Genomic DNA, 20,497 nt, shown 5'->3' with positions numbered 1-20,497 from the left:
GACGTTCTTGAAAATTACAAATGTGCCGTTTATGAAAAAGATGCTGAAAAATTTCTATCTACCTATGCTGCTGATGTACATATTTATGATTGCTGGGGAAACTGGGAGTGTAAGGGTATTTCTTTATGGAGAGAAAATGTGATAGAGTGGTTTACTGGTTTGAGTGAAGACAGAGATTTACTAAAAGTAGATTTTAATGATTTAACTATTGAAGAAAGTACTAATGTTGCATTTATTCATTGTGCTGTTACGTTCGCTGTTTACAGAGACGAAGCTGGAGAGAAACTTCGTCAAATGACAAACCGTTTTACATTTGGCTTAAAAAAAGTAAATGAGTCTTGGCTCATAACACACGAACATTCATCATTGCCAGTAGATATGAAAACCGGAAAAGGTATGTTTAATCTAAAATAATTGAGTTACAGGTGGTCTGGGGAAAATAAGCAAAATGGTTTCACATATAATCCCTCTATTTTCTTATACAATTGGGAGCTTTAATGAAAAAACTCCTCTAAATTGAGACAAGCTCAGAGTTACTCTGAGCTTTTTTGCATGCTATTTAATGTATACATTTAAGCTGTCAAGTGTCCACCCTAGGTGGAACGTGTCCACGGGCGGTGCCTGTCACCGCCCGTGGACATTTACGCCTTTTTGTCCGTGTGGAGTGGACATTCTCTCTATATACTTTAAAAGTTGCCCATTTTTTATGTTTAATCACTTTTTGTTGTACACTTATCGTGATTACAGTTTAAATTTCCACTTGGATAAGGCAGGTTTTTTTATGAATATTAAATGGGATGAAGTGACCATTGATCATTTGCATCACTACGAGAAGGTTTTACCTTTATATGATTCAGTATTTCCTATTGGAGTAAGGGAACCCCATGAAGTTTTTCTAAAGGGGTTGCACTATACGAAAAATCAAAAGCCGAATAGTTTTCGTTTTCTAGTAGGTTTAGATGGAGAACAACTTGTATCCTTTGCCACTGGACACTATTTAGAGGTAGTAAATGCAGGATTTATTGTTTATATTGCCACAAATCCGCTTATACGAGGTAAAGGTGTAGGTTCAAAAACATTATTAAAAATGGAAGAATTATTAAGAGAAGATGCGATTGCATCAGGAAAATCCAACCTAGATGGAATTATTCTAGAAACAGAAACTCAAGAAATCGTCCATACCCATGAGGAAAAAGAAAATTGCTTAAAAAGAAACCAGTTCTTCGAAAGAAATCATTACAAAAAGGTTAACAAAATCAATTATTTGCAGCCACCTTTACATATGGAACATGAACCAATTCCACTTAATCTTTTTATAAAAGGTATACAAATGGATGAATTTCACAGAGAAACCATTATCAAATTCATTCATGCGATTTATAAAGAGAAATATTCTTTAGTCAATGGAATTAACGAACAGGTTCTGAAAGACAGTCTTCGAAAAATGGAACTAGATCAAGAAAGTTCCTAAGGAAACACCCCTAGGAACGTAGTTTAGTATTTTTTTAACCGACAGTTTTTACATACTTTTACCGTTTGGTTGGTTTCTGTCTTATGTGGATATAACAACTTTATTCTTGTCCTGCCACAGAACGGACATGTCCCACGACCTTTTGATGGCAGGTAGTTTATTGTTTTCCCTCTGTTCCTTTTCGCCATATTAATCCATCCCTATCCATAATTAATGCTATTTCTATATCTAATGATGGACTGGCGTAAAGATTGATAGGCATTTAATTGTTTTTAGAACTATTTCTATAATTGGTCGCACTCAGGAATTTCCCAATCGAAAACTCCTTTAGAGATATTCCAATTCAATGTTCACGGTTGTACCTTTCCCTTGTTGACTCTCTATTTTCATCATCCCGTTGTGTTCTTGAACGATCTTGTTACTTACAGTTAAACCAAGGCCGATTCCCTTGTCTTTCGTTGTATAAAACGGCGTTCCTAAACACTTTAGAAGTTCAGAGTCGATCCCTGGCCCTTCATCCTTAAAGGTGATTACTACTCTCTTATTTTTTAACTTTCGGATGCTAATCGTAACGATTCCCCCTTTTGGCATCGACTCAATAGCATTTTTTAAAATATTTACAAATACTTGTTTGAGTTGATTTGGGGAGCATAGAAGATCAAAACGGTCTTCTTTGGGATAGTCTTTTGGATAATTAATTCTGACCTGAACATTATCGAGCATGGCTTGTGGACGTAACACATTTACTGTACTATCCAAGATTGAAATTAAATTCCCTCGTTCAAACTGATTTGCTTGAGGTTTTGCCAATGACATAAATTCATTGACGATCATATCGATACGGTCTAACTCCTCAGAGATAATTGCTAAATATTCACTTTGCTTTTCAATAGGTGTCGCGGATTTTAATAGTTTTGAAAATCCTTTCAAGGATGTCAATGGATTTCGAATTTCATGGGCAACCCCTGCAGCTAATTGGCCAATAATAGAAAGACGGTCTAAATTGCGTAGTGCCGCATCATTTTCAACTCGATCGGTAATATTTCTACTTACAGTAACATAGGAGTCAGCCTCCATTTTTTCATTATAAACGGGGGATACTGTTGTTTCGACGTATAATACTTTATTATCCTTTGTTTTCATTGTTATTTGTATCAGTTGAGGATCTCCAGTTTCTACTAGTTTCTCAACCATACTTATTAAGGCTTCTTGTTCCTCTGGCTGGATCACATCAAACACATGAAGACCTAGTAATTGTTCAGGTGTATACCCGGTTACCTTTTCATGAGAAGGAGAGGCATAAACGATTTTATAATCCTTGGAATACACCTTTATTAGGTCCGAAGCATTCTCGGTGATTAATTTATATAATTCACGTGTTCGCTTTAATTCTCTTTCCATACTAATTTCTTTTGTGATATCACGATAGATTCCTAGGATGGCAATAATCTCTCCGGATGAATTTCGTAGTGGAGAGTAGGAAACAGCAATGTCTACCATGTGTCCATCTCTATGATAGCTCTGAGTAATCAGATTGGGGAAGTTTTGTCCATTTTTCACTTGTACTATAATATCATCCAAATGATCTGGTATAGGGAGTTCCTCATACCTTCTGCCAATGACATCCTCCTCTGTGTAGCCAAATATCCTAGAGTAAATCTGATTAATTCGAATAAACCGATTCTCCATATCTATAATACAAATTGCATCGACCGTACATCTAAGAAATAAATCAAGCATCTCATCAGGATTAAATAAATCCGCTGCATCCTCACTACCAAAAATCGGGTAACATTTTGCCATTGCACTCTCTCCAAATCTATCATTATCCTTCAATTTCATTTTACAGAATTGTGGAATAAATGAAAGATTTTTTTAAAACTGGGTAGCATTAAAACAAATAGAAAAAAATAATACAAAGAGGCTGACACTAAGGGGAATCTAGATGCCCCCTCAGTGTCAGCCTCCTCTATCAATTTCAACGCTAAAGATTAACCCTTAACGTAGTATAATCTTGGCTGGATTCAACTATTGATAAAACAATAATATCTCCATTTCGATAATGGTGACAGGCACCGATCCCTGACTTCAACACCTTATAATGATGCTTCAATCTCTTCTGTCATCATTTTTACTGATTGTAATCCGCCGCCGCTTAAGTACCATGCGTCTGGATCAAGATAGATAATTTTGTTTTCTTTAAAAGCCGTTGTCTTTTTAACCAGTTCATTTTCGATTACTTTTTCTGCACCAGCTTCGCCGCCTACTGCTGAGTTACGGTCAATGACAAACAATACGTCTGGATTTGTTTCCATAATGTATTCCATCGTAATGCTCTGACCATGGGTTGATACTTCAATTTTCTCATCTGCTGCTCCGAAACCAAACACATCATGAATCACGCCGAAACGAGAACTTGGTCCATAGGCACTCACTTTTCCTTCATTTGCTAAGACAATTAACGCTTTTTTATCAAGTGCAGAAGCTTCCTTATTTAACTTCTCTACGCTTGCTTTAATCTCTTCAACAGAGCTTGCTACTTCTTCTTTCTTGTCAAAAATTTCACCAACAAGGTTCATATTTTTTTCAAAAGACTCCATGTATTTTGTATAATCTAATTCGACATACACAGTTGGAGCAATCTCTGCAAATTGTTCGTATAATTCAGCCTGGCGAGTACTGATAAAAATAACATCTGGCTGCATCGCATGAATGGCTTCAAAGTCAGGCTCTTTTAAGCTGCCGACATTTGTGTACTTTTTATCAGCATATTTTTCAAGATAAGCTGGTATTGTTGTTTGTGGAACACCTGTTACTTCCACCCCTAATTCATCTAATGTATCTAGAATTCCAAAATCAAATACAACTACTTTTTCTGGATTCTTATCAATTACTGCCTCTCCATACTTGTGTTCAATCGTCAATTTCTCTTCTGAGGCTGTTTTTGAACCCGTTGATTCTGTCTTACTTTCTTCCTTTGCCCCGCCACAAGCTGCTAACATTAAAATCATTGCAACCATAACAACTAAAAAACTCCACTTTTTCATACATGTATCTCTCCCTTATTATGAACTAAAATATACACAGATTCGGCAGCCACCCATTTGCTGAATGGGAATATCCATATCGTAAATCTCTTTTAACGCGTCTGATTGGATGATCTCATCCGTACGCCCATCTTTCACGACCTTGCCGTCCTTCATCGCGACAATTCGGTCGGAATAAACGGATGCAAAGTTTATATCATGGAGTACAATGACAACGGTTTTTCCAAGCTCATCAACAAGACGGCGCAGGATTTTCATGATTTGAACGGAATGCTTCATATCTAAATTGTTCAATGGTTCATCAAGCAAAATGTATTCGGTATCCTGGGCAATCACCATCGCGATAAAGGCACGCTGTCTTTGACCTCCAGATAATTCATCTAAAAAATTATCCTGCATATCGGTTAAATGCATATATTCAAGTGATTGGTCGACAATCCTTTCATCTTCCTCTGTCAGCCTGCCCTTTGAATAGGGAAACCTTCCAAAAGAAACGAGTTCACGTATCGTCAGCCGAACATTCATGTAGTTAGACTGTTTTAAAATCGACACTTTTTTTGCAAAGTCATTAGACTTCATCTTTTTTACATCAGCTTTATCAATCAGCACTTCACCGGTATCAGAATCAAGCAGTCGGCTTACCATGGATAGTAAGGTTGATTTTCCCGCACCATTAGGTCCAATAAAACTCGTAATTTTCCGAGGCTGGATATCAACGGTCACATCCTCAACCACGGACTTTTTCCCATAATACTTTGACAAAGCCCTTACACTTATCATGCTGCTTTCCTCTCCTTCAGTAGTAAATAGATGAAATACACACCGCCGATAAAGTTAATAATGACACTTAACGTTGTTGAAAATGTAAAAACTCGTTCGACTACCCACTGCCCGCCTACAAGAGCGATGACACTCATCAAGATGGCACCTGTTATCAGTGTGGTGTGTTTGTAGGTTTTGAAAAATTGATAAGACAAATTGGCTACAATTAAGCCAAAAAAGGTAATCGGTCCTACTAAAGCAGTCGAGATGGATATAAAGACTGCCACAATCACAAGCATTTTTTGTACGATTGAATCATACGGAACCCCTAGATTTATCGCTGTTTCACGACCTAAAGACAAGACATCCAAATACGGTAAGAAACGCCATGCATAAATCATCACAAGTGCCACGATGATAATCGCAAGCCAAACTAAGTCTGAATTGATATTATTGAAACTCGCAAACATTTTGTCTTGAACAATTTGAAACTCGTTTGGATCAATTAAGACTTGAAAGAAGGTTGAGATACTTGAGAAAAAAGTTCCAACTATAATTCCGATAAGTAATAAAAAGTAGATAGGCTGATTGCCTTTTTTAAATAAAAACTTGTATAAAAGCAGTGCAAATATAATCATGACTACGACTGAAAGTAAAAAATTCACCTGTTTATTGACCATAATCATATGACCGGAACCTAAAAAGAAGATAATCAATGTCTGCATAAGCAGATAAAGTGAATCCAACCCCATAATGCTTGGTGTTAAGATTTTATTATGTGTAATGGTCTGAAAAACAACCGTTGCATAGGCAATCGTCACACCCGTTAACACCATGGCTAACACCTTTATCGTTCGCTTTGGAAGGGCATATCCAAAGCTCCCGTTTAATTCGTGGAATAAATAAATGGCACAAACTCCCGCAGCGATCAATGCGAGAATAACCAATTTTACTGGGTTACGCATAGGCCTTCCTCCGGAACAATAAGTATAAGAAAATTCCGCTTCCGATTACACCAACCATGAGACTGATCGAAATCTCATAAGGGTAAATGAGGACTCTGCCCAAAATATCACATATTAACAGGAAGATAGCTCCAAGAAGTGCTGTGTGCGGTAGAGTTTTTTGCAAATGATCACCTTTAAAAATCGAGATAATATTAGGAATAATTAACCCTAGAAACGGGATAATTCCGACTGTTAAAACGACTGTTGTTGTTACCAGCGCTACCAGAATTAGGCCAATATTGACAACACGCCGGTAGGCAAGCCCAAGATTTTTTGAGAAATCTTCGCCCATTCCAGCGACCGTAAAACGATTCGCATAAAAGTAGGCAATGATTAAGATGGGAAGGCTAATATAGAGCAGTTCATATCTCCCCTTCATAATCATTGAAAAATCCCCCTGCAGCCAAGCAGCCATATTTTGAATGACATCCGCGCGGTATGCGAAAAAAGTCGTCACCGAGGATAATATATTTCCGAACATCAAGCCAACTAGCGGTATGAAAATGGCATCCTTAAACTTAATTCGATCAAGAATTTTCATAAAAACAAATGTACCCGCAAGTGCGAAAGCAAAGGCAACTGCCATCTTTTCGAGCATGGTTGCATTTGCGAATAACAGCATCGAGACGAGGATACCTAACCGGGTTGCATCTAACGTTCCAGCAGTGGTCGGTGATACAAATTTGTTTCTGCTAAGCTGCTGCATAATCAGCCCTGCAATACTCATCCCTGCTCCTGCTAGTAAAATTGCGATCAGCCTTGGAAGTCTGCTAATTAGGAAAATCTGTGTCTCCTCTGATTGAACATCCAACAAGTCCATTGGTGATATACTGCTTACTCCAACAAACAAGGATCCTGCAGACAAGACTATTAATGCTAGTAATAGATATCTTTTCTTCATGGTGAGTCTCCATCATTTCTATTTTTCTATTAATCTTATATAAATGAGAATTAATATCAGTAAAGAGTAAAACAAACCTAATTGATAATAATTTTCATTTACGACTAAAAAAAATATCGTTGAACATTATTATCACCTAAAAACTAATATGTAATTGAGAATGATTTTCACTCAAAAACAAAAATAAATGACACTGAAAATCATTATCAACGTCTTATACTCCTGATTATAAACAGTGCCCATTTTCAAGTCAACAGGTAATTGAGAACTATTTTCACCTATTTCTGACTATTTTGTGACATTAAAAAGGTGTTAATCTCGTAAATCCATATGAGGAAATTAAAGTGAAAGATTGTGCCTAGCAGAATCTTTTTTGTCTATTTCTTCATTAAATGGGAAACCTAGCTAAGAATATGGTTTTGTCGAAAGGAGAACTTATTTTGGAAGCAATCTTAAAGGTTGGGGATGTTGCCCCTGATTTTTCACTACCTGCAACCACAACGGATCCCCTCGCACTTTCAGATTATCGAGGAAAAAAGAACGTGGTTGTGGCTTTTTATGGTATGGATTTTACTCCAGGCTGAATTAAAGAAATTTCCTCTTGGAAAGAGGATTACAAAAGGTTTGAACAGTTAAATGCAGAAGTACTTGGGGTTAGTGCGGACCATATCCATTCGCACAGAGTCTTTGCTGCCAGCATGGGGACCTTGCCCTATCCATTAGTATCCGATTGGCGCAGACAAACGATAAAAGATTACAAAGTGTTTAACGAAAAAGGCGAAGTCGCCACTCGCTCTGTCTTCATCGTCAATAAAGATGGAATCATCACCTATATTAACACCTCCTTTAAAGCAGATAAAAAAGAAGATTATGAAGCTGTATTTTCCGAGCTTGAAAAATTATCTACTTAATAAAAAGAAAACATCTCCCGGTTTTCGAGAGATGTTTTCACTTTTTAATGAACAAGCTTTAAACCAACAACGGAAAAAATGATCCCAAGTATACAAGCAACCCTAAGCCAGCTCTTGGATTCCTTAAAGAAAACCATTCCAACGACTGCTGCTCCCACTGTTCCAATACCTGTCCATACCGCATAAGCAGTTGATAATGGGATGGTTTCCATCGCCCGAACTAGCAGCTGGAAGCTCATTACAAATCCACCTATTAAAATTAAATAATTGATCCAGTTATTTTTTTCAGCTGTTCTTTTAAGTCCAATCACGCCAACAACTTCAAAAACTCCTCCAAAAATAAGTAATAGCCAATCCATTAACTCTCACTCTCCTTACTCGCGTCCTCAGTACTTGTTAATTTCAATCCAATTATACAAAGCAATAGTAATAAAATAAGGGCAATCCTTGAGGGACTAACGGAGCCATTTTCAAAAATAACCTCAACAATAACGGTTCCAATCGTACCAATTCCCGCAAACACAGCATACACCGTACCTACAGGAATCACTTTCGTCGCACGGATAATTAAATCAAAGCTTAATAATATTGCAATTAAAACTACCCAGGTAGGAACCTCATCATATTTAAATCCGCTTGCCCAGACGATTTCAAGAAATCCTGCAAGCAGCACATAAATCCACGCTTTTGTATCATTCTTCATATGCTTTCCCTCTCTTTCCATTCCTTGCTCCATCTTACCAAAATATTATTTGCATATCACTCCATATGAAAGTATCATTGCCATTGAATACACTTTTTCCAAGGATTGGAGTCGTACATATGGACAATAAGCAAAATGGCTTAAAGCCTTTTGTCTCTCTTATTTTATCAACTAAAATTCCAAAGCTTGCACTTATTATAGGTCTAACAGCAAGTCTAATAACAACCCTTGCAGGTCTCCTTGTTCCTGTATTAACCAAAAACTTAGTGGATGGTTTTTCGGTGTCCGCCTTAAGTGTTCCGCTTATGATTGGCATTGGGGCGGCTTTTATTTTTCAAGCGATCATCAACGGGGTATCGATTTACCTGCTTAGCTTTGTAGGTCAAAAGATTGTCGCCCGGCTCCGTGAAAGGATGTGGGTCAAATTAATTCGTTTACCTGTAAGTTATTTTGATAAACAATCCAGTGGTGAAACCGTCAGTCGTGTCATCAATGATACGAGTATTGTCCGTGAGTTAATTTCAAATCACTTCCCACAATTCATTACAGGTATTATCTCCATTATCGGCGCCATTACCATACTCCTGATCATGGATTGGAAAATGACCTTACTAATGTTAATATCTGTTCCTCTTACCTTTATTATTATGATGCCATTAGGAAGGAAAATGGCAAAAATCTCCCGCGGTTTACAGGATGAAACAGCAGCTTTTACAGGAATTATCCAACAGACACTTAGTGAAATACGTTTAATGAAAGCCTCTACCGCTGAACATCATGAAGAAACAAAAGGATTATCCGGTATTGAAAAATTACTCGGCTTCGGTCTTAAAGAAGCACGCATAACCGCATTAATTGCTCCATTCATGTACTTGGTCGTCATGATCGTGATTGTGATGATTATTGGGTACGGTGGCATGCGGGTTGCCAATGGAACGATGTCAACTGGGTCACTTGTTGCCTTCCTGCTCTACCTTTTCCAAATTATTTTTCCAATCACCAGTTTCGCGATGTTTTTTACTCAGCTGCAAAAGGCAAAAGGTGCAACTGAAAGGATTATTGATATTTTAGAACTGCCTTTAGAAGAAGGGCAGGAAGGGTTGGAAATGGATATTACCAATAAGCCTATTTATGTAAGGGATGTTTCTTTTGCATACAGTGAGGATGAGCCTGTCCTTGGTAAGGTTTCCTTTGAAGCACTGCCTGGAGAAATGATTGCTTTTGCTGGACCAAGTGGCGGCGGAAAAACCACGATGTTTGGTTTACTTGAACGCTATTATGAACCAACTTCGGGACAAATAATCGTTGGCGATATCCCCATCACTGATTTATCAATCGAATCTTGGCGTAGTCAGATTGGTTATGTTTCACAGGAAAGTGCAATGATGGCTGGAACGATTCGTGAAAATTTATGTTATGGCTTGCCAAACAGAGAATCAATCTCTGACGAACATCTTTGGAAAGTAGCAGGGATGGCCTATGCCGATGAATTTATCCGTTCCTTTTCAGAAGGATTGGATACAGAGGTTGGCGAACGCGGGGTAAAACTTTCTGGCGGGCAAAGACAGCGGATTGCGATTGCAAGGGCTTTTTTACGAGATCCCCAAATATTAATGATGGATGAAGCAACCGCAAGCTTGGACAGCCAATCAGAAGGGATTGTCCAGCAAGCATTATCACGATTAATGGAAGGCAGAACCACCTTTGTAATCGCCCACCGCTTATCAACCATTGTCGATGCCGACAAAATCATTTTTATCGAAAAAGGAAAAGTCACAGGCATCGGAACCCATCACGAACTAACACAATCACATGACTTATACCGGGAATTCGCAGAGCAGCAATTAACTAGCGGAGACATAGAAATTCAAAAAGGTGCGTTAAGCTGAGCTTAATGCACCTTTTTCTTTAAACCTAAGGCTGTTTCTCTGCTATCGGGAGAGCCGGGCCTCCATCCTTTACTTTGAAAAGTGGAACGACTAGGAAGGCTCCAATCAGGAATAATATCCCTGAAAAGGTATAAACACCGGAGATTGTAAGTGGTATTTTTAAAACACCTGCCACCGACATCCCAATCACCATCATCCCCATAAACAGCGGATTGAGGACACCGTTAACACGCCCAATAAATGCTTCCTCGGTATATTTAAGGATAATTGTATTAATCCCAATATGGATACATGGGAAGAAAATACCGTTCAATACTTGTAATACGAGCGTTACGATAAAGCTTGTTGACCAGCCAACCCCGACCGTAAACACCGTACTTGCGAAGATTCCGAGAGCAAGAAGCTTTTGCGGAGAGATTTTTTTAGAAAAGGCCATCACGATACCGCCGCCAGCCAACATCCCAATACCATTGGCCATTAACAGCCATTGCATAGATTCCTTTGGCAACCCGAGGTTTTCCATCGTTACAAAAATCATTAATGGTGAAATCAACCCGACAGCCAAACCGCATGCAGCAAAAATACCACCCATTGATTTCAATATCTTACTAGATGTCACATAGCGGAACCCATCTGCCAGCTCTTTCTTAAAGTTATTCGGAACATCGGTTTTTTCCTTTTCCAAATCACGAGGAAGAACCATAAGCACGAGTCCAGACAGTAAAAACATGGCACCCATGACTCCGATAGAAACGTAAATACCAAACTTTTGATAAACAAGGGTTCCAATAACAGGACCAATAACCATAAAGATGGCCATCAATGATTGAAACATCGCCATAACCGATTGTAATTGTTCGCCTGGTACATGCTGCTTTAATAATTTCATGGCAGAAGGCATTGAAAATTGTGATAGAATAGCTGAGACAAGTGTTGCCAAGAAGATTGCCTGCCAGGATCCAAACAGTAGTGCTAACAGCACCAATCCAATCGATAGCGCAGACAACAGGTCGCACCATACCATTGTAAGTTTAGGCTTCCAGCGATCGGCAAAAGTTCCTCCAATAAATGAAAAGATAAATATTGGAGTAAATTCCACGACAGAAATCAATGAAACATATAGTGGATTGTTATTGGTAATATCAGTAACATACAGTAAAATTGCAAAATTTCGTATCCAAATGCCCAGTTGAAGTAAAAAGTTTGAGCTCATAATTGCCAAAACAATTCGATTTGCAAAGATATTTCCTGTAGAAATGGCTGCCGCGCCCTCGTTGTTACCCTTCATTGTATTCCTCCCGTTAAACATTTATATAGTTATTTTTGCCAAAATTCTGCATAATCATATCATATTGGAAAATTTATTTCAGTATGCCCTTGTCATTTTTTAGAAAATTTACAATCTATTTACCATTATAGTTGATATAGTCATAGTAGATTTGATAAGTTAATGAGAGAAGAGTTTTTTAGAGGTGTTGTACTATGAAAAATCATTGGGGGATTTCAGTAAAAGACCATTTCCTCCATCCCGTCGTATTGATTTTGGCCGTTTTGTTTATTAAAATTTATGCCTTTCAAGTTGCCGTATTTGAAAATACATCATTTTTCCATGTATTATTCGTTGAGCTTCCGATGTGGGCACTGTTACTAACTTTCAATATTATGTTGTTTAAAAAAAGAACCTGGCTGGCTATTTGGTTTTACAACTTTATCCTGTCGGTACTTTTTATTGTCGTCGTCTATTACACCCGGTATTTTTCAACGGTACCTTCGTATTACGATGTAAAACAAATATATCAATCCAATTCTGTTGGCGGCACGGTAGCCCTGCTTGGCAGTCCTTATGATTTTTTATTCTTCTTAGATGTCATTGTAGTCCTCCCACTGATTTGGTTTTTCAATAGGAATTCCACATCGTTTGCCTTTGCAAAAAGATGGGCAATTGGTTTTGGGTGTGTCGGGCTCATCATGACCATGGTCGCTTTTCGCTATCCGTTGATTGATGTATCCTACTTTGCCAAAAAGCATGGCTATATCCAATCTCAGTTCGTTCAAGCATACGAAAACAGTATTGGAACGGCTCTTGCCAGCCAAGAGCGTTTGTCAGAAAAAGAACTTGAAAAGCTTAAGGGCAATACTTATGTACCTGCTGCACAACAAGAAAGCTTTGGAATCGCGAGTAATCGCCATGTTTTTATTATCCAAGTGGAATCGTTGCAGGAATTCACCATCAATCAAAAAGTAAATGGCCAAGAAATCACGCCAAATTTAAATGCTCTGTTAAAGGATAGTGCCTATTTCGATAATGTTTACCAACAAATCGGGGCGGGTAATACTTCAGATGCCGAATGGTTAATGCATACATCCCTTTACCCGGAGGGCATGGATCCGACGGTTAACACGATTGAAGGGACTGAAATCCCTTCTCTTGTAAGGACATTAAAAAAGAATGGTTACGGTGCTGCGACCTATCATGCTGATGATATTACCTATTGGAGCCGTGATAAATTATACCCCGCACTAGGATTTGATTATGTTTACACGAGTAATGAAATACCGAACGAGAAAGAAATTGGCTTTGGACCTGCAGATGAAGTGCTATTTAACTTTGTTAAAGAACAACTTCCAAGGCAGTTAAGAACACACGACAGAATGTATTCCAATATTATCACGCTCACGAGTCATACGCCGTTTGAGATGCCCGAGGAATATGAGTTTCTAGACTTACCTGATAACTTTAAAGATACCTATGTCGGCAACTATTTTCAATCCGTTCGATATACAGATGAACAAATTGGCATGTTTATCAATCACTTAAAGAGATTAGGAATATATGATGAATCGGTCATTCTTATTTACGGGGACCATTCCGGACTTCATGGTGCACCTGTTACAGAGAATGATCAAGTCCTTTTAAAACAAGTATTAGGCCATAAATATACTATGCAAGACCGCTTTATTGTACCCGTTATCTTTGCTGTTCCAGAACTATTTACTGGTGAAACTTACTCGCACCTTGGCGGTCAAATTGACCTCATGCCAACTCTATTAAACTTGCTAGGTATTGAGCATGATACACAAATGGTCGGGCATAACTTGTTCCAATACAAAAAGAATCTGCTTGGGATGCGGTATTACCTCCCTGGAGGATCGTTCATCAGTGATAAAACGTTTTACACAGCACCAAGCGCCAAGCTACCCGCCTCCATCTATGACCGAAAAACAATGAAAAAAACCAAGAATACCAATGGTTTACAAAAAAGCATCGATAATACCTTATTACTGATGGAATACTCGGATTATATTCGTAAAGAACAAACAGAAGAATAGCAAGGGATGGCCTAATCTTTATGAGATTAGACCTTTTTTTGGGGGGAAGAGTCAATATGGGTACTCTGTGGTCGAATGATTTTATAAATCTGAAATGCAGACGCTCAGCATCGCTATGAGTGACCACAATTCTATTAAAGTCGTCAAAGCGGTCACTCATCATCGCTATGAGTGACCACAATTCCATTAAAGTCAGTCAAAGTGGTCACTCATCATGGCTATGAGTGACCACAATTCCATTAATATCAAAAAAGTGGGTACTCATAAAAGCGAAGATGGCTTAAATCTTAGAAAAAACTTTAGTTCGCTTCCTCATTGGCGGTATTTCCAAGTAGGTAAGTCCTCGCCAAATCCATTCCAGCGGTCCGAATTGGAAGTATCGAAGCCACACAACACTGAAGATTAACTGGATTACATACACTAGTAAACAGATAATAAGAGATTGTAGATAAGAGATAGACTCAAACAAGTTAAACGCGTACCCTGCTAGATAGATAAACACAGTCTGAAAAATATAGTTGGTTAACGCCATCCTCCCATAGCTTTTTAAAGGAGATAATAGCTTTTGTACCAACGGGAATTGCAAAAACAGAATGAGCAAGCCAACATATAAGGCCGAAATAGCGGGTCCAATTGTAATTCCGATACTTAAAAACTCATAAGTCTGCTCATCTACACCTCCCTCAAAAAACCCAAAGGGAATCGATGGAACATGGCGGTATTGATAGATTAATCCAGCCAAGCTCAATAAAAACATCACCCCAGTAAAAACGGTTACTTTTTTCAGCTTTTTTGAAAGCCCCTCAAATATCCGATATTGACCAGCGGCAATCCCCAGCAGCATTAACGGTACTACCAAAAACAGTTTAAATGCCATGATACTTAACCAAACAAGCAAGATTAACCCAATACCAAGATTAATTTCTTTCTTTACTTTGTAAAATGGGAGTAACAACAGCCCCGTAACCGCATAAACCGTTAAGGCTTCCCCAGGCTGGAACTTTACATGGAACCAGCCTAAGATAAATAATGCAGCAATCCTCCGTAAAAATAAAACAAAGCCGTTTTTCCCTTTCGCATTCGCTCTTGAAATAAATAAGTAGAACCCTACCCCGAATAAGAAGGAAAAAAGTGTATAAAATCTGCCTTCAACAAATAAAAATAGAAACCGTTGATAGCCCGCATCCCAAGAGCCGGCGTTCGGAAGTTTAACCGCCAGCAACGGCAGGATATTAACTAGAATGATCCCCAGCAGCGCAAAGCCCCGTAAATAATCAAGAACATCGATTCGGTTATTACTGTCAATCGGCTTCATCAACCACACCTCGATTAAATTGGTATGAACATATGGATAAGGAATAATAGGAAAAAGATCATTGCTGTCGTCAGATGGAATTTACGACGGAAACCAGAAGCCTTTTTATGACGCCTGTAACCTGCAACCAGTGTAACAAATAGTAAGGAGATGGCTAGATAGCCACTGCTTAGTTTTAGGTTCGCAAACCCTACAGCAGGACCAATTTCATATAAGTTGATGGCTGCATGACCGGTTATGATTGTGGTAGCGGTGAGGGCAATGGTTATGTGCCATTTCATCATGACTCGTGAAAATTTCGCAAGTCGTATCTTTACTTTCCTTACGGATGTTTTTCGAATAACAAGAAAGATAAAATACATATTGATATTAATCAAAAATAAAAACATCGCGATTTGCGCCAAGAACTGTGCGGTTATGACTAAACTGCTATCATGCGGGCGAAAAAACCAGATAAAAATCATCGAAAAAGTAATTAAAATACTATTTACTGCAATCCAAAGCCTATGATGCAAGCTTTTTCCTCCTTTTCAGTGCTTTATCTGATGGATATATAAATATATATATATCTTCTTATATCAAATTTTATCCAATTTTTCATTCATTTGCGAATGATTGTTGACCTACGTCAAAGTTTCTAGCAGCCCTTCTCGTTATAATGTGAGTATAGAAACCAAAAGGAGGAAAAAAATAATGACTCAAGTTATTTTTCAAATGGAAAATCTTTCTTGTCCAAGCTGTATCCAAAAAATCGAAAAGGTATTATCTAAACAAAATGGAATTGAAGAAGTCAAGGTCCTGTTTAATGCACAAAAGGTAAAAATTCAATACAATGAAACAAAAGGAAGCATTGAGGACTATGAAGAAACATTAAGTAAACTAGGCTATCCGCCAAAATCTCAAAAACTAACAAGATAGAGGAGGAGAGTATAAGGGTGAATTGCAACCATTTTCCCGCTGAACGTGACAGTTATAAAACATGTGTCTCAAGGGTGCCAATTTTCAACCATTTATCACCAGAAGAAATGCAAAAGATCGTTCAATCGGCAAGGACCAGAACCTATTCAAAAGGAGAAATAATTTTCCAGCCTGGAGACCTTGCTGAAAAATTGCTGATAATTCATAAAGGCCGCGTAAAGATCTATCGGATTTCAGAGCTTGGCAAGGAACAACTTCTTCGCATACTAGAACCTGGTGATTTCATGGGAGATCTCTCTTTGTTCACAAATGAAGTGGCAGCCAATTTTGCAGAAGCCATGGTTAACACAGAAATATGTGCCATTCACCGTAGTGATATGCAGGAACTTTTAGTCACACACCCAAACATCTCATTAAAAATCCTTGAGGAATTAGGAAGAAGATTGAATGAAGCCGAAAAAACCATTGAAATGCTAAGTCTTCAGGATGCTGAAAAACGAGTAGCCAGCTACCTGAACGAGCTAGTAAAAGAGGAAACAAGAGATAAACCCATTAACATTGTCCTGCCCATGAGCAAAAAGGATCTCTCTTCCCTCATCGGTATCTCACAAGAAACATTAAGCAGAAGACTCTCAACCTTCCAGGACAGAGGCTGGATTAGCCTAAATGGTCAGAGGAATATTACCATATTAAATATTGACGCACTAAGAGATACCCTGTAATAAACAAGAGCTTGACACCAACTTAGTGTCAAGCTCACTTTATTCCTAAAGAGTTTCATGCAAAAGAGACAATACCTTCCTTAATTCGGTGACAGGCACCTGCCCAGGCGCTGAAGTTCTTTTGGCAGCACCAAATGTTAACGCAGACCCAAAAACTTCACCTGCTAAACGGCTGATGACTCCCTTCCCTGCCATCGACATCGTGATGATGGGTCTGTCAGCGTATTGCTCGTTCATGGTATTAGTAGCCTCTAAAAGCGTCAATACGTCTGTTGAGCTTTTTGGCATGACCGCAATTTTTGGTAGGTCCCCGCCTAATGCTTGAGCCTTGCGTAACCGGGACACAATTTCACCCATGTCTGGCGTTTTTTCGAAGTCATGATTAGAAATAATTACGTACACATTGTTTCTATGTGCAGTGGAAATGAGTGTTTTAATATTTTTCTCATCATTAAATAATTCCACATCTAAGATATCAATTTGACCACTTTCAGCTACTATCCGATTTAATTCAAAGTAGTATGACGTGCTAATTTCTTTTTCGCCGCCCTCTCTTGCACTACGGAAGGTAAAAATAAGTGGTGTATCCATTAAGAGCAAACGAATGGCTGTCAACGCCTCTTTTACTTTTTCCAAATCTTCCATATGCTCAAAAAAGTCAACACGCCACTCCACAATATCTAAGTCTACTGTTTGTAGAAATTCCGCTTCTTCTATTAATTGAGCGATCGTTCCTCCAACCATAGGAACACATATTTTTGGTGCGCCCTCTCCTATTGTTATTCCTCTAACCGTAACCGTTTTTTTCATTTTCTCCCCTCCACTCGATCCTTACTTAGAGTCATGCAGCTCCCAAGATAATTTTAGCGTTTCGACAATAGTTTCAGCTAATTCATCTAAATCTTGATTACTGATTTCAATCTTTGAGTGAAAGTTATTTTGGTAGATTTCTTTTCTTTTATAAAATAACTCTTCAATTTCTTCCATCGATTTCCCTTGCAGCACCGGACGGCTGTCAATAATCAAACCTAGTCGTTTCTTCCAAGCATCCCAAGTAATATCTAGATAAAACACAATACTAGAAGAGAGACATACCTCTCGGATTTCTTTTTGAAGGAAGGCTCCACCTCCAACCGAGATAATCTTTAGTTTATAGTGACATAGGTTTTGAATGAATTCTTTTTCTTTTTCGCGAAATGCCTGCTCGCCAATTTCAGCAAATATTTCTGGAATTGACATCTTGTACTCTTTCTCAATTTCTTCATCAATATCAATAAAGTCGCGATAAAGCTTTTTAGCTACTAGCTTCCCAATCGTCGTTTTACCAGCACCCATAAAGCCGATAAACACAATATTCTTTTCTCTTAATGCACTGTTTGACAACGGATTCCACATCTCCCCAGGCAAATAATTTTGTTTCCATTATAAGCTTTCTAATAGGATAAAACCATCATGATTATTTTCCGACTGTTTTTGGGAATATAAGTTTATTCAATCACGCAAAAGCTAGGAGAACCTATGGGGATGCCTTTTAAAAAATTGCTATACTACTTAACGAAGCTACGAAATAGAATATTCTTCCCCCTTTTCATTTTGTATGTTTTATTTGCTGCCTACATAATTTTATACATTGAACCACAGACCTTTGGCACCTATCTAACCGCCATTTACTGGGTGCTGACAACCCTCGCAACGGTTGGTTTTGGAGATTATGCCCCCGTCACCCAAATGGGTCAGGCCTTCACCATATTCCTTTACATAACGGGAATTGGACTTGTGAGTGTGTTTATAGGAAAAATGATAAAAATTGTCTATCTGTTTGACAAACTCAAGGTTGGTGGAGAAATGAAATATTCAGGGAAAAATCATATTATTCTAATTGGATGGAGCGACAAGTCACAGTTAGCTATCCAAGAAATCCTAAAATCGGATAAATCGATCGATATTGTCATTATTGATGAACTCGAAAAGGCTCCCATGGTCGAGAAGCAATTGTATTATGTCCGCGGTGATGCAACCGACGAAGAAACACTTTACAAAGCGAATTTACCGGAAGCTAAAGGAGTTATTATCTTTGCAGACCAGCACCTTCAAGATAACTTCGTCACCAAAGATCCGCTGCTTGTCGATGGTAAGACATTGTTGATTGCAACAGCTATTACATCAATGGAAGAGAAACTAAAAACGCCTATTCATGTGACAGCAGAGGTTGTCTACCAGAAGCATATTCGGTTATTCAAGCAAGTGAAGGTCGATGAATTTATTCCAACACAGGAAATGATTTCACATGCAGCGGTCCGTTCGTTATTCTCTCATGGGGTTACCAATATGTATTCTGAACTCATGAGCAGTCAATATGAAGAATCCATGTATGAAATTTCGAAACAAGAAGCATGGAAAACTTACCGGGACGCCTTTAACGACCTTTTAAATAAAGGGGCAACCCTTGTAGCAGATCGAGGAAATCTGCACATCAACCAAAAGCTCGATGAGTCCATTCCTGAGGACGCCCAGCTGTTTGTTATTTGTGATAAAGCAGCTCTAACTAAAATAAATCCAGACCATAAGACAAAAAAATAAAAATAGGTCCTATCGTTTTTTGATAGAACCTTTTTTTGTTGTTTCATCCTATATTTTCACTTTTTAAACTAACTTAATTTTATCCTTCGGCTCTTCCAGTTTCATTTGCTCAAGTTCAAGCCTCATTCTTTCGGTTTCCATTAAATAGTTTTGGTGTTTAAGTTTTTCTAATTCTAGTTCCCCTTCAATCATTTTGTATTTGATTTTAGATTGTTTCTGGAAATGGCCTGTTACAATTGCGATAATTGGAATTGAAAATACCATAATAACTGCGATTGTTCCTGTCATATGATCCCCTCCATATATACATACCTTAGTTAAATAATACCAAATCCCGGCAATAGTTTATACAGAATTATCGGAAAAATAAACGCATGGAAGATTGACTACCATGCAAGAGAACAGCTATTTTACTTTTTTCGGCCTATTCATTAAGTGCATCACGGCATAAACAGGGTGATACAACATCATCCATGGTCCAGAGTATCGCATGACTGCTTTCATCTTCGTCCGATAATTTGGCTTGTAACAATGAACCGTACAATTGGAGCAGGCGCTTTTCTCTTCCCCAAAACGGCAAAGGGAAAGTCTCCTCAAAGCGTAGGTTTTTAAGTTCTGACATTCTTTACATAACTCATGTTGATGGTGATGTTTCTTTCGGCAATACAGATCAATCATCTTGGTGACCATTTCCTTTTCCTTTAGAACATTGGGACCAATGTTTAGTTCCCTCTTCATCGTCCGCTGACCCCTTTCACATGAATATCCATTATTATTTCTACTAAAACTATATCATAGACAAACACTTCCAAAATCGCTTAACTTCAACAATTCTTTAACATTTCCACTCTCAAAATCCTTTGAAAAATCTTTCTCTTTGACAAAAACCTGTCTACCTATATATGATAGTAAACAGTGAAAAAGGGATAGCACCACAACCA

At 38.2% G+C, this 20,497-nt stretch carries 22 protein-coding genes; 8 read left to right on the top strand and 14 right to left on the bottom strand.

Annotation, left to right across the window (positions count from 1 at the left end; all coding sequences use genetic code 11):
- Together V7124_RS12180 and V7124_RS12175 are read left to right on the top strand one after the other, a co-directional pair.
- A partial coding sequence (locus V7124_RS12180) for a YybH family protein (RefSeq protein WP_335489353.1) occupies positions 1–414 on the top strand: 414 nt, incomplete at its 5' end.
- Positions 415–781: 367 nt separating this feature from the next.
- Positions 782–1,471 carry a GNAT family N-acetyltransferase gene (locus tag V7124_RS12175; RefSeq protein ID WP_335489350.1) on the top strand — a complete coding sequence of 230 codons (690 nt, stop codon included), beginning with the start codon at positions 782–784 and terminating at the stop codon, positions 1,469–1,471.
- A gap of 327 nt (positions 1,472–1,798) precedes the next feature.
- Here V7124_RS12175 and V7124_RS12170 read toward each other — a convergent pair whose 3' ends face one another.
- From V7124_RS12170 to V7124_RS12150, 5 genes are all read right to left on the bottom strand, one after another.
- A complete protein-coding gene (locus tag V7124_RS12170) occupies positions 1,799–3,274 on the bottom strand; it encodes a PAS domain-containing sensor histidine kinase (RefSeq protein WP_335489347.1) in 1,476 nt (491 codons plus the stop codon).
- 293 nt (positions 3,275–3,567) lie between these two features.
- On the bottom strand, positions 3,568–4,518 hold the full coding sequence (locus V7124_RS12165) for a siderophore ABC transporter substrate-binding protein (RefSeq protein WP_335489345.1): 951 nt from the start codon (positions 4,516–4,518) through the stop codon (positions 3,568–3,570).
- A gap of 18 nt (positions 4,519–4,536) precedes the next feature.
- Positions 4,537–5,298 carry an iron ABC transporter ATP-binding protein gene (locus tag V7124_RS12160; protein WP_335414022.1) on the bottom strand — a complete coding sequence of 254 codons (762 nt, stop codon included), beginning with the start codon at positions 5,296–5,298 and terminating at the stop codon, positions 4,537–4,539.
- The gene (locus V7124_RS12155; protein ID WP_335489342.1) at positions 5,295–6,245 is read right to left on the bottom strand and encodes an iron chelate uptake ABC transporter family permease subunit; all 951 of its coding nucleotides are present in this window, start codon (positions 6,243–6,245) and stop codon (positions 5,295–5,297) included. Before V7124_RS12155 ends, V7124_RS12160 begins: the two co-directional genes overlap by 4 nt.
- Entirely contained in the window at positions 6,238–7,188 is a 951-nt protein-coding gene (locus V7124_RS12150) for an ABC transporter permease (protein ID WP_335414027.1), read from the bottom strand. The genes V7124_RS12155 and V7124_RS12150 overlap by 8 nt, the downstream gene beginning before the upstream one ends.
- A gap of 392 nt (positions 7,189–7,580) precedes the next feature.
- Here V7124_RS12150 and V7124_RS12145 point away from each other — a divergent pair, with 392 nt between their 5' ends.
- On the top strand, positions 7,581–8,099 hold the full coding sequence (locus V7124_RS12145; protein WP_335419738.1) for a redoxin domain-containing protein: 519 nt from the start codon (positions 7,581–7,583) through the stop codon (positions 8,097–8,099).
- A gap of 44 nt (positions 8,100–8,143) precedes the next feature.
- Here the strand turns inward: V7124_RS12145 and V7124_RS12140 are convergent, their stop codons facing one another.
- Together V7124_RS12140 and V7124_RS12135 are read right to left on the bottom strand one after the other, a co-directional pair.
- Entirely contained in the window at positions 8,144–8,458 is a 315-nt protein-coding gene (locus V7124_RS12140; protein WP_335489339.1) for a DMT family transporter, read from the bottom strand.
- The gene (locus tag V7124_RS12135) at positions 8,458–8,802 is read right to left on the bottom strand and encodes a DMT family transporter (protein WP_335489336.1); all 345 of its coding nucleotides are present in this window, start codon (positions 8,800–8,802) and stop codon (positions 8,458–8,460) included. Before V7124_RS12135 ends, V7124_RS12140 begins: the two co-directional genes overlap by 1 nt.
- A 119-nt stretch (positions 8,803–8,921) precedes the next feature.
- Between V7124_RS12135 and V7124_RS12130 the strand changes: the two genes are divergently transcribed.
- Positions 8,922–10,691 carry an ABC transporter ATP-binding protein gene (locus V7124_RS12130; RefSeq protein ID WP_335489333.1) on the top strand — a complete coding sequence of 590 codons (1,770 nt, stop codon included), beginning with the start codon at positions 8,922–8,924 and terminating at the stop codon, positions 10,689–10,691.
- A 25-nt stretch (positions 10,692–10,716) separates the two neighbouring features.
- Here V7124_RS12130 and V7124_RS12125 read toward each other — a convergent pair whose 3' ends face one another.
- A complete protein-coding gene (locus V7124_RS12125) occupies positions 10,717–11,979 on the bottom strand; it encodes an MFS transporter (protein ID WP_335489331.1) in 1,263 nt (420 codons plus the stop codon).
- 194 nt (positions 11,980–12,173) lie between these two features.
- On the opposite strand from V7124_RS12125, the gene V7124_RS12120 reads away from it, so the two are divergent.
- Entirely contained in the window at positions 12,174–14,021 is a 1,848-nt protein-coding gene (locus V7124_RS12120) for an LTA synthase family protein (RefSeq protein ID WP_335489328.1), read from the top strand.
- Between the two features lie 280 nt (positions 14,022–14,301).
- Here V7124_RS12120 and V7124_RS12115 read toward each other — a convergent pair whose 3' ends face one another.
- A complete protein-coding gene (locus V7124_RS12115; RefSeq protein WP_335489325.1) occupies positions 14,302–15,336 on the bottom strand; it encodes a DUF418 domain-containing protein in 1,035 nt (344 codons plus the stop codon).
- Between the two features lie 14 nt (positions 15,337–15,350).
- Positions 15,351–15,851 carry a hypothetical protein gene (locus V7124_RS12110; protein WP_335489322.1) on the bottom strand — a complete coding sequence of 167 codons (501 nt, stop codon included), beginning with the start codon at positions 15,849–15,851 and terminating at the stop codon, positions 15,351–15,353.
- 178 nt (positions 15,852–16,029) lie between these two features.
- On the opposite strand from V7124_RS12110, the gene V7124_RS12105 reads away from it, so the two are divergent.
- Both V7124_RS12105 and V7124_RS12100 read left to right on the top strand, forming a co-directional pair.
- Positions 16,030–16,254 (top strand): heavy-metal-associated domain-containing protein, encoded by a 225-nt coding sequence (locus V7124_RS12105; RefSeq protein ID WP_335419710.1) that lies wholly within the window; start codon positions 16,030–16,032, stop codon positions 16,252–16,254.
- Positions 16,255–16,271: 17 nt separating this feature from the next.
- On the top strand, positions 16,272–16,976 hold the full coding sequence (locus V7124_RS12100; protein ID WP_335489318.1) for a Crp/Fnr family transcriptional regulator: 705 nt from the start codon (positions 16,272–16,274) through the stop codon (positions 16,974–16,976).
- Between the two features lie 45 nt (positions 16,977–17,021).
- Here the strand turns inward: V7124_RS12100 and aroD are convergent, their stop codons facing one another.
- Complete coding sequence (gene aroD / locus V7124_RS12095; protein WP_335489316.1) at positions 17,022–17,786, bottom strand: type I 3-dehydroquinate dehydratase; 765 nt, start codon at positions 17,784–17,786, stop codon at positions 17,022–17,024.
- A 21-nt stretch (positions 17,787–17,807) separates the two neighbouring features.
- The gene (locus V7124_RS12090; RefSeq protein ID WP_335489451.1) at positions 17,808–18,311 is read right to left on the bottom strand and encodes a shikimate kinase; all 504 of its coding nucleotides are present in this window, start codon (positions 18,309–18,311) and stop codon (positions 17,808–17,810) included.
- Between the two features lie 189 nt (positions 18,312–18,500).
- Here V7124_RS12090 and V7124_RS12085 point away from each other — a divergent pair, with 189 nt between their 5' ends.
- Positions 18,501–19,556 (top strand): potassium channel family protein, encoded by a 1,056-nt coding sequence (locus V7124_RS12085; protein ID WP_335408735.1) that lies wholly within the window; start codon positions 18,501–18,503, stop codon positions 19,554–19,556.
- Between the two features lie 63 nt (positions 19,557–19,619).
- Here the strand turns inward: V7124_RS12085 and V7124_RS12080 are convergent, their stop codons facing one another.
- Positions 19,620–19,844, bottom strand: coding sequence for a hypothetical protein (locus tag V7124_RS12080; RefSeq protein ID WP_335408733.1), 225 nt, complete (start codon positions 19,842–19,844; stop codon positions 19,620–19,622).
- 117 nt (positions 19,845–19,961) lie between these two features.
- Entirely contained in the window at positions 19,962–20,294 is a 333-nt protein-coding gene (locus V7124_RS12075; RefSeq protein WP_335408731.1) for a nitrous oxide-stimulated promoter family protein, read from the bottom strand.
- Positions 20,295–20,497 lie beyond the last annotated feature (203 nt).

Origin of the sequence: Neobacillus niacini, assembly GCF_036961885.1 — a bacterium.
In the GTDB taxonomy this organism is placed as follows: domain Bacteria; phylum Bacillota; class Bacilli; order Bacillales; family Cytobacillaceae; genus Neobacillus; species Neobacillus niacini_H.
Note: the sequence above shows the minus strand (reverse complement) of the source record. Positions and strands in the feature narration are given on the sequence as shown.

Excerpts from the sequence above, each read along its gene's own strand:
- V7124_RS12105 (WP_335419710.1), top strand. The coding sequence starts at position 16,030 with ATGACTCAAGTTATTTTTCAAATGGAAAATCTTTCTTGTCCAAGCTGT.
- V7124_RS12155 (WP_335489342.1), bottom strand. The coding sequence starts at position 6,245 with ATGCGTAACCCAGTAAAATTGGTTATTCTCGCATTGATCGCTGCGGGA.
- V7124_RS12090 (WP_335489451.1), bottom strand. The coding sequence starts at position 18,311 with ATGGGTGCTGGTAAAACGACGATTGGGAAGCTAGTAGCTAAAAAGCTT.
- V7124_RS12140 (WP_335489339.1), bottom strand. The coding sequence starts at position 8,458 with ATGGATTGGCTATTACTTATTTTTGGAGGAGTTTTTGAAGTTGTTGGC.
- V7124_RS12080 (WP_335408733.1), bottom strand. The coding sequence starts at position 19,844 with ATGACAGGAACAATCGCAGTTATTATGGTATTTTCAATTCCAATTATC.
- V7124_RS12075 (WP_335408731.1), bottom strand. The coding sequence starts at position 20,294 with ATGAAGAGGGAACTAAACATTGGTCCCAATGTTCTAAAGGAAAAGGAA.
- V7124_RS12135 (WP_335489336.1), bottom strand. The coding sequence starts at position 8,802 with ATGAAGAATGATACAAAAGCGTGGATTTATGTGCTGCTTGCAGGATTT.
- V7124_RS12130 (WP_335489333.1), top strand. The coding sequence starts at position 8,922 with ATGGACAATAAGCAAAATGGCTTAAAGCCTTTTGTCTCTCTTATTTTA.
- V7124_RS12175 (WP_335489350.1), top strand. The coding sequence starts at position 782 with ATGAATATTAAATGGGATGAAGTGACCATTGATCATTTGCATCACTAC.
- V7124_RS12120 (WP_335489328.1), top strand. The coding sequence starts at position 12,174 with ATGAAAAATCATTGGGGGATTTCAGTAAAAGACCATTTCCTCCATCCC.
- V7124_RS12165 (WP_335489345.1), bottom strand. The coding sequence starts at position 4,518 with ATGAAAAAGTGGAGTTTTTTAGTTGTTATGGTTGCAATGATTTTAATG.
- V7124_RS12170 (WP_335489347.1), bottom strand. The coding sequence starts at position 3,274 with ATGGCAAAATGTTACCCGATTTTTGGTAGTGAGGATGCAGCGGATTTA.
- V7124_RS12125 (WP_335489331.1), bottom strand. The coding sequence starts at position 11,979 with ATGAAGGGTAACAACGAGGGCGCGGCAGCCATTTCTACAGGAAATATC.
- V7124_RS12150 (WP_335414027.1), bottom strand. The coding sequence starts at position 7,188 with ATGAAGAAAAGATATCTATTACTAGCATTAATAGTCTTGTCTGCAGGA.
- V7124_RS12115 (WP_335489325.1), bottom strand. The coding sequence starts at position 15,336 with ATGAAGCCGATTGACAGTAATAACCGAATCGATGTTCTTGATTATTTA.
- aroD (WP_335489316.1), bottom strand. The coding sequence starts at position 17,786 with ATGAAAAAAACGGTTACGGTTAGAGGAATAACAATAGGAGAGGGCGCA.
- V7124_RS12085 (WP_335408735.1), top strand. The coding sequence starts at position 18,501 with ATGCCTTTTAAAAAATTGCTATACTACTTAACGAAGCTACGAAATAGA.
- V7124_RS12160 (WP_335414022.1), bottom strand. The coding sequence starts at position 5,298 with ATGATAAGTGTAAGGGCTTTGTCAAAGTATTATGGGAAAAAGTCCGTG.